Origin of the sequence: Alcanivorax sp. 1008 (assembly GCF_020667895.1) — a bacterium.
Taxonomy (GTDB): Bacteria; Pseudomonadota; Gammaproteobacteria; order Pseudomonadales; family Alcanivoracaceae; genus PGZG01.
In genome coordinates, this window is sequence record NZ_JAFMPS010000037.1 from 1 (window position 1) to 8,814 (window position 8,814).

Here is an 8,814-nt window from a genome sequence, read left to right on the forward strand (position 1 = left end):
CTCAGTGCCGCATCCGCCGGATCAAGCACACTAAGCACCTCCCAGTCGCCGAGCCCATCACCGCGAATATTCAGACTATCATCCAGCCGGGCACCAGCTTCAAAGGCCAGCAAATCATCCGCCGCCTTCGTAGTGAGACCGTCACCTTCAATTCCGAAAAGGGCACCTACACCAAGCACACTGCCATCAGGCATGACGATAAACGGCAAAATTATATTCAGATTACTGAACGGCTCATCGGGAAATGCAGTGGCATAAGTGACGCCATCATGTTCCAGGGAGAACAGGCCGATACGAGTACGATCCATCGCCGCCTGAGCCAGTGCCTCGGCGTCTGCCGAGGTAGCAGGCAAGGCCAGAGTCGTTGAGTAAGCCGCATTAATGGAGGCCAGCCAGTCCGCCCAGGCCGCGCTAAAGACAATATAATCTTCTTCCGAGAAGTCGGAATCCGGGTCACTAACAGGGGTCGGAGCATTGCCGGCCAGGTTAGTGGCGCCACTGGACACTTTCAGCACCAGCGGATCGGGATCAACATCCAACGCTGTTAGCAAGGCAACTCGATTACGTACCTCTGCGTCACTGGCCAGCCGCCGAGCCGGGGCGGAAAGTGGCAAGGGATCGGGATCATCTGTCGAACGTGGACGCGGCACCAAGTCAGCCACGGCCACCTGAAAGAAGCCGCTACCACCGGCACAACCAGACTGCCCTGCTGAGCCCTCGCTACGGCCGGTACACATGGGCAAGTAGGCGACACCAAATGAGATACGCGGATCACCTTCGCCAGAACCACCAACAAAAAACTCTACCGATCTGGCACTAGTTGCGCAGCGCGCAAGATATGCGGTGTCGCCGGAGGCCTTTACCTCGCCTACTGACTCGGTACATTCATACTTGATATGAGCCACATTGGCAGTACGCACCATACCGCCAACATCCGAAGCCACCACCAGCTCGATCTCAAGGGCATCCTCATCATCGGCTGGCAAATCAGCTGGCTGCGGCGTGTTATCAATGATTGGGCCGCCAATATTGACGTCGCCGAAGTCTTCGCCGGCATTGCAGCCACTAAGCGACACTGCGGCAACAGCAACAGAAAGCGCCAAAGCGTACAAGGTAACGTGTTTCATAACAGATCCTGAAAATGACTGATCACAGCCTTACACGGCTGCACAACAAGTACCATTATGCGCCGCCCGGCGGCACAATACTGCCGACAAAACAGAAGGCCTTTCATACAGTTACAAACTAACAACGACCGATTACACGGGGCCTACTGCCCCGGCGGTGCTCTTAAGGCCCGCACCACCAACTCCCCTTTGAGAGCCAAAGGCGCGGAAGGTTCAGCCCAAAGGTATTCCCCCGGCACCAGTTCCGGCCGGCCGCTGTCAGACACGCCGGCATAGCCCAGATACAGAACCAGCCAGGCAGCGCCCTTCTCAACCGGCAGCTCGCCTTCCAGATAACCCAAACGACTCCAGGTTTCCGGATAACGTCGGGCAAACAAATTGTCTACAAGCAAGATAGGCACGCCGTCCTGATCAAGGAACGCAGCCTGTGGGTGAAGATAGCCAACTCCGGTCAAAAAAGTCTGCAAGCGTAATGCAGCGATACCCGGCTCAACACGAAACGCCACCGCGGGGTGGCGTTCAGGCATAGACACCCAGTACCACGGCGGGCTGAAGGAGACCAACTCCTCCAGTCCAGGCCTAAGCGATACTGCCTGCTTCAGCGGGCCGTCACAGCAGCGCTCCGGCACGGCCTCCACCCGCTCAATGTAAGCATTAGAGGTGTTTCCGAGCACCTCATAAACCGGGGGTTTGCTTTCCTTGGCTTTGCGTGCAGCAACCACATCCACTTGCTCTGTAACCTGATAACCAGAAGCATCGCGATAGATAACAAAGCGATCGCGCTCTGCGTCCTCGATTTTTTTCTGCACTTGCTCGTCAGTCTGGTACTGCCCCTGTTCATCCAAAGATGTGGCATCCAGTTCATCCAGACGTGGACGTTCCACAGCAACCGGCTCCGCCGTGGCTTGCAAGGTTTCTGTGGACGACTTGCCCCCCTCTGGCGACTGTCGCACCACCGTAACCAAATTGCCCTGTGCATCAACGTAGGAGTAGAAACCGCCCGAGTCCGGGCGGTTAGAGGTAGTGCAGGAAGAGATCAAAGCAAGCAGCCCGATCAGAACAACCACTCTCATCAGAAGGCCGTACGAAACGCAAGACCGACCATATTGATGGTGGTTTCGGTCTTGATATCAAGACCCGCGTAAGGGTTGTAGACGACGTTATCGATACCCTCACTATTGCCCAAGGTACTGGTATTGGCCGGGATATTATCCCTGCTCCGCATGGTGGCAATAGCCAAGTCGATATCCGTGTCCTTATCCCACTTGTAGCCCAGACCAAGACTGTAATAGCGAGCTTCGTTGATTGGCACCATCGGGTTACGGCGATCTGTGGGGATAGCCGATGCACGCGGCTCATAGCCGCCACGCAGTTGCAAACGGCCGGTCAGGTCATACTGAACGCCGAACGCCAGATTCCAGGTGGACTGAAACTCCAGAGGAAAACGCAACCTGGTGGGAGTAGAGCCCGGTGAAAACAGTCTGGCCAGAGCAGTCACCGCGGTAGCTTTATTAAATTTGAAATTGAACGCATCCCACTGGTCGTAGTCCACCCACACGGCGTCCACATTAAACTGCCAGCGCTCCGTCGGACGGATTTTTATACCGGTTTGGAAATGGGCCGGCATGGTCAAATCCATGCTGATCAGGCCAGTTTCCGAACTACCAACGCTGGATGGAATACCCAATACCGCCAGAGCAATCGCACCGGTAGCACTGCCGCCGATACCATTGATAGTCTGCTCCGTGGCGTTGGAATAGTTCACGGTGAAGTCACCGGTCATGCTCACCTTGGCCTCAGAGTGCCACACAGCTCCCCAGGCAAATCGGTCGTTTGGCTCCCACAGAACCCCCAGGTTATAGCTGGGGCTGAGACGCTGATCCATGGCCACATCAAGGGAAGCCAGGTTCTTGAACGGCCCCAGACCCTCTTCCGGTCGGCAGATACCAAACAAGATGAGATCCAGAGCAATATTACTTTCACCCTTGAATGGCGCGCACACACTCTCATCAAGAATCCGTGCAAAACCAGTGAGCTCGTTCGGTGCACGGAAATCGGTTTCCAACATCACCGCCTGATAGGAAAGGCCAACCGACGCCCCCAAATACAGGGTATCGGTAGCCTGAAAGCCCACGGACGGAGACAGGTAAGTAATACGCTCGAGTGCCATGCGCCGGCCCATGAAGTTACCCGGATCATCATCGGCGCGATACAAACCGGCTGCCATGGGCAGGTAGGTTGCCGTAGCAAAAGTAAACTTGGAGCCCGGCGGACGAATGGAAAAAGATGGTATCGGGCCAGCAAGCAGCGGCCCCGGTGGCAAGTCCACGCCGTCATTCAGAATCGGGATATACAGGCTAACGCCTTCCACGGTGCTCTTGCCGGTACGAAACTCACGGCAGAAGTCCGCACCATTATCCGGCGCATCCGCACACACCACCGGATCATCAGAAAAGCCAAATACGTTGTAATCCGGCGGCGCAGTAAACTCCGAGTTAATGCCGAAATCGACACCAACGAATTGCAGGTCCATACGACGACCACGCAGCTTGCCAAGGCCAGCAGGATTAAAGTGAATCGCCATGATGCCCGGCGGATCCGCCGTCACCGCATGGGCCATACTCATCGCCCGGACGTCCACGGCCAGGTTAGTCGCAAGCTGCGCAGCAGACGGACCGGCCAGTAGCAGACTTAACGCTGCTACCCCGCCCCCGACTTTGCGCACTACTGTTCTGCCTGTTTTGATTGTCATTCTTTTCTTCCGGCTACAGCCATTATTTCCGGAATCAGGCGCCCGGTTTGAAGCCGGCGAAATCCACCGGAACGTTGAAGCCCATCAGGACATCAGGAGAGTCTTCGGTCAGGCCGAAACCAAAACTGAAATTGATCACCCGGTTGGCAGCGGTACGCAGACCCAGCGACATATTCACCACACTGGAAGTAGCGTCCGAGCTTCCTACGCGAGGCTTAATCAGGTCACCATCATCATTCAGCTCTGGCTTAAAGTTAAAGAAAGACTGGAAGCTATAGGACTGCTGGTAGCTGGCGCTGAGCGATACTTCATAGCTAAGCGCATAGGCCAAACCAAAAGAGAAGTTAACGCTATCACCGGTTTCCACACCGGTCAGCGTGCGGCTGCCGCGATCCTGATTAACCCCGCTTACGTCAAAGGCATGGGTGTAACCGACCGAACCGAACAGCACCACCGGGTCGATTACCTTGCTCATACTTACCCCGCCACCCAGCGAGTAATAACCTTTACCACTGGACACTTGATTACGGGTGTCAATCTTGTAAGGGCTATTGCCGGTTGCCGTGGACAGGGTGGTATACAAAGTAGTGTTGGTCGCACCTGCCTTAATTGGAAAAGGCTGATAGCGCAAGCCGATTGACACATCCCCCAGAGCCGCCACGGAGACGTCTTTCTCAGTATCATACTTGTACGAGACTGGCAGATTGGTATTCAGTGTCAGGTTATCCCAGATACCGTAGTCCAGCGACAGGCTGGCGCCAAACGAATGCTGGGCATCATTCTCGATCTGGAAGTTAGTAATCTGGCCCTGCTCAATAGCAATATTGATCCGGTTGTCACGAAAGTAGCTGTAGCTTGCGCCAAAGTTCATCGACATCTCACCAGAAGGTAGCAGCGAATACTGCTTCTGGGCAGCCTGGAATACCTCTTCCAGATTACTTTCTTCGGTGACATCTGATTCCTTCTGCTGCAGGGCCTCCCTTGCGTCCTCGACGTCTTCTGCCTGAACAAACCCGGCCGTAGCCAGCAAGCAGCACAGCAGCGCCCCGTTAAGGATGACACCCCCTTCAGTTTTCATCAGTCTGATCCTTTGTTGTTCTGCTACAGCCATATTTTTATCGATCATTTCTGGTTGAAATAGGTTCGGGTCGGCACATTAATTATGCGTGTTTCGCCCCACTCATCTTCGATACGCACCCGCACCAGCGAGGCCGCCCGATCCGCTTCATTTTCCAGCGTCTTGGTAAACACCGGGAACTCCTGATAAACAATGTGACTAATCGTCTTTTCGTCCACCAGGCGCATATCCCAGTCTGTTAATGCCAAGCCATCCTGCGGCTCAAAACCGTTAGGGAAGATAATGAACAGTACATTGTCAGTCCAGATCTCCTGAAACTTGGTCTCGGTAAAACTAATGTTACCCAATGCCGGATCGGCCACATAGAGGTGGCCATCACGGTATTCCTTAAGCACAACAAAGTGCTTAAAGCCACCGTAGTGGATAGGCACGATGGCTGGGTGATCAAGTGTTTTTATGTCTTCGAATTTAGCCCGAAAACCACCACTGGGGTGACCCAGAGCGGTGGCCAGACGCTTCATATCCAGCAGGGAAAAACCACGCCGCTCAACGATCTTTTCGGTTTCACCAAAGCGCAGCAGACCTTCCATAATCTGACGCTCATCAAACTGACGGCCCAGATACTGGTTAAGAACCGTGGTAAACGCAGCGGAACCACAAGAATAATCGTAGGCCTGGCGAGTCAAGTTCTGATATTTGAAGTCCGATACCGGTTTAACCACGATACCGCGCTCATACACCGCACCCATATCGCCAACCGGGTGTTCGTAGTGGACATAACCCTTCGGGTACTCCTCCACCACCATGGACTGGTTCACAGCCACAAAAATCAACCCTACACCCAGAATAATTGCCAGCATTGGAGGCGGCCCGGTCCTTTATTGTTATGAATACGCTGTCGGATCGAGAAACACGACTGGGCAATGCTAACCGCCTGAACGTGCAGTGTTTGTAGGGATTTTGTAAAGGGTGCCCGGCTATTCCCGGACACCCTCCTCATAGCCCCATAGCAGTCGATATGGCTGCAGCGGCTTGAAGGCGTCGCCAAGCAAATGCTGATAGCTGCGCCAACGGCCCGTTGGCCGACTACGCAGGGGCTCCACCACAGCCTGATAGCTCGGCGTGGCAATCGTACCGCGCCGCGCCGCGTGCTCCCTGTAATGCTCAACCTGCTGATGCCAGCCCACACCGAGGAACTCCAGCACCGCGCTAACAGTACCCTGCCAGTTACTCACCAACTGCTCGTAATGAACGAAGTGCAGCCTGTCCTCCAGCGGCAGAGCCTGCCGATAGCGCTCAAACAGCCCCATCACATCGGCGTAAAAGCGGGCCCCTCCTTCAAGGGACGTGAGGCGATCCATGGCTGGATTCCTCTCAAAATGCTGCATATACCCGCTAAGCACGCAGTCCGCAGGGTCTCGCAGCGCGAAAACAAACTTTGCCTCAGGAAACAAACGAACAATAAATGGCAGATGGACAAAATTCAGCGGATTCTTGTCTACCAGTAGCGCGCCTTCAGGCCAATCCACAGCGGCCCTGACCACATCAAAATAAACCGTGCGGATTGTCTCAAGCTCATTTTCATCCGCTCGACTAATAGCCATCAGCAGCTCGGCCAGCTTATCTGGCAAGGAACCCGCTGCGGCCACAGACTCCCTTACCTCTGCGCGCTTCTGGATAAGCTGTTGAGCCGCGGCTAACGCCCTCTCGATGGTAGGTCGCTCCTCCAGGGCACAGATACCCGGGTGAGCATCCAGCGCCTGCTCCAGCAAGGTGGTGCCTGAACGAGGAAAGCCGACTAGAAAAACAGGGGTGGGCCCAATGTAAGAACTCGGCGAGCAGGACTGAAAAGGCTGCAGGGTTGCTTCACGGCCCCATGCTGACAGAAATGCGGCCATGGCATCGCTTTCCATATCCGTCTTCGGTCCCAGCTCATTGCCACGGCGAAAGCATGCCATTGCCTGGTCAGGCTGGTCCAGATGATCATAGGCTTGGCCCAGAGCTTTCCAGCAGCCCGCATAACCCGCGTACTGCTGATCAGAGCTACCTTCTAACCAGCCGCCCAGCTCATCCACCAAAGTCGAATAGGCTTTCATTCGCAGCCAAACCCGGCCGCGCACCGCCCAGGCCTTGGCAGCCAGTGTCTCGGGCCACTGGCCCTCAAGCACATCCAGAGCCTCCTGCTGCTGCCCAAGCATCTCCAGCAAGCTGGCCTCTGTCAGGCGCAGCTGGTCATCGCGATCGCCTAGCGCGTAACAGCGGCGAATAGACGCTACTGCTGCCGCCCAGTCATGCAGGTGGCGATCGCATAGCGCCGCAACCCGCCAGGAGCGGGGATCACGCGGACGACTATGCACTGCCTTGTGGCGCAGCCTTTTAAGCAGCTCCGGCTGACCCTGGGCAGCTTCAACGGTACGCATAAGCTCCGCATAGGGCGCCTGCCCCTGAGCAAGAGCTTGCAGCAATGCCGCAACCACCGGCTCAATCTGGCCGCGACGCAGAGCCTCATCAATACTGACTTTCATGTTTCACTCTGAGCAATATGGAAAGGCGAATTAGAAGGCATAAAAAAAGGCCCGGCAAGCCGGGCCTTTTCTCGGAAAAGTAACTTTCCGAATTACTTACCGCTGATGGTAATAGTCTGAGCAGAAAGGTCCAGACCAGTGATGTAAACATCACCCATAGCAGCACCGCCGCCCAGGATCAGATCATTAATAGTGATGTCTACAGCGTTCAGAGACGCACCAGTAACGATTTCCATGCCGGTTGCAGTCAGAGCAATGGTGGTGCCAGTCACGTCCAGACCGCTGATATCAATCTGGGTGGAGCTCAGAGCGCCGCCGCCAGCAATATCATTCAGGGCAAAGTTGGTGATGGTCAGAGTACCGATATCACCAGTCAGCTCTGCGAAGTTGGCTGCGCCGTCGCCCAGCTGAACTTCCAGATCCAGACCGCTAGCGAAAGCAACGTTGACGCTATCCAGAATGGCAGTGGTCGGCGGAGTATTGGCGCCATTGCCACTGGAATAGGCACCCGAGCCTGCGGTGGTATCTACCGCATACAGGTCGCCGGTGTCGATGTTAAAGCCGTTGGCCAGAGCAACCTGAACAACCAACACACCGTCAGTAGCATTACCACCAGCATCGATGTCGATGGTAGCAGTACCAGTGATGCCCATGTTCTGGATCAGGATACCACCAGCTGCGGTATAGGCAGCCGGACCAGTACCAACATCAAGACCGTCGGTGTCGTCGATCAACACGTTCATGGTCTGGGTCAGGCTCAGGCCAATCTGAATACCAGTCTGACCAGTTACGTCAGACAGGGTGGCGTCATCGAGAGCTTCCATAGCGAAGCCGCTCATCGGCAGAGCAGCTACGGCGGTAACCAGAGCGAGTTTCTTGAACCCTTTCATTTGTATTCTCCTCGTGTGCACACACGCGTTTATTATGGGGTTATCTATCTTTGGTGGCGCTGCAACAGCGCACAAACAAACAGTAACACGGTGATTACACAGACGTCAGCCGGAATTTCACTTTACAATCACCCCCCACAGCCCCTCTAACATCATGTTATTTAATGCTTTTTACCCATTAGATCAAAAATCAACCAGATTTATAAAACCGCCCATTATATGGCCCTTGCGCCGCACTGTTACCGTGCGTAACACCAGCCATATATTTCAGTTACATAGTGTGACGGGATTCTCACTCCCCTGCCCTATAATGGTTCGCCTCTGTTTCAGGTGCAGGAAATGACCCAGTACGCTCCCCTTTACAGTGCTATCTGGCATGCCAGCGGCAAGCACCTGGCGGCCAGCCGGCCAGTTGCCGTGCTGCAGGCACACGGCGCTACCG

At 55.0% G+C, this 8,814-nt stretch carries 7 protein-coding genes; all 7 read right to left on the reverse strand.

Annotation, left to right across the window (positions count from 1 at the left end):
- Nucleotides 1-1,127, reverse strand: a 1,127-nt coding sequence (locus tag J1C54_RS15595) for a hypothetical protein (protein WP_229149701.1), incomplete at its 3' end; no start/stop codon positions are given.
- Nucleotides 1,128-1,270: 143 nt separating this feature from the next.
- Nucleotides 1,271-2,200, reverse strand: a complete 930-nt coding sequence (locus J1C54_RS15600; RefSeq protein WP_229149702.1) for a hypothetical protein — start codon at nt 2,198-2,200, stop codon at nt 1,271-1,273.
- Entirely contained in the window at nt 2,200-3,879 is a 1,680-nt protein-coding gene (locus tag J1C54_RS15605) for an OmpP1/FadL family transporter (RefSeq protein ID WP_229149704.1), read from the reverse strand. The genes J1C54_RS15600 and J1C54_RS15605 overlap by 1 nt, the downstream gene beginning before the upstream one ends.
- A 34-nt stretch (nt 3,880-3,913) precedes the next feature.
- A complete protein-coding gene (locus tag J1C54_RS15610) occupies nt 3,914-4,957 on the reverse strand; it encodes a transporter (RefSeq protein WP_229149706.1) in 1,044 nt (347 codons plus the stop codon).
- A gap of 44 nt (nt 4,958-5,001) precedes the next feature.
- Nucleotides 5,002-5,817 (reverse strand): C39 family peptidase, encoded by an 816-nt coding sequence (locus tag J1C54_RS15615; protein ID WP_229149707.1) that lies wholly within the window; start codon nt 5,815-5,817, stop codon nt 5,002-5,004.
- A 117-nt stretch (nt 5,818-5,934) separates the two neighbouring features.
- A complete protein-coding gene (locus tag J1C54_RS15620; RefSeq protein ID WP_229149708.1) occupies nt 5,935-7,482 on the reverse strand; it encodes a sulfotransferase in 1,548 nt (515 codons plus the stop codon).
- Between the two features lie 92 nt (nt 7,483-7,574).
- Nucleotides 7,575-8,372: a DUF6160 family protein gene (locus J1C54_RS15625; protein WP_229149709.1), complete on the reverse strand. Its 798-nt coding sequence runs from the start codon at nt 8,370-8,372 to the stop codon at nt 7,575-7,577.
- Nucleotides 8,373-8,814: the final 442 nt, after the last annotated feature.

What these genes read in the sequence shown, in the direction of transcription:
- J1C54_RS15625 (WP_229149709.1), bottom strand. Translation starts at nt 8,372, where the DNA reads ATGAAAGGGTTCAAGAAACTCGCTCTGGTTACCGCCGTAGCTGCTCTG.
- J1C54_RS15605 (WP_229149704.1), bottom strand. Translation starts at nt 3,879, where the DNA reads ATGACAATCAAAACAGGCAGAACAGTAGTGCGCAAAGTCGGGGGCGGG.
- J1C54_RS15620 (WP_229149708.1), bottom strand. Translation starts at nt 7,482, where the DNA reads ATGAAAGTCAGTATTGATGAGGCTCTGCGTCGCGGCCAGATTGAGCCG.
- J1C54_RS15615 (WP_229149707.1), bottom strand. Translation starts at nt 5,817, where the DNA reads ATGCTGGCAATTATTCTGGGTGTAGGGTTGATTTTTGTGGCTGTGAAC.
- J1C54_RS15610 (WP_229149706.1), bottom strand. Translation starts at nt 4,957, where the DNA reads ATGAAAACTGAAGGGGGTGTCATCCTTAACGGGGCGCTGCTGTGCTGC.
- J1C54_RS15600 (WP_229149702.1), bottom strand. Translation starts at nt 2,200, where the DNA reads ATGAGAGTGGTTGTTCTGATCGGGCTGCTTGCTTTGATCTCTTCCTGC.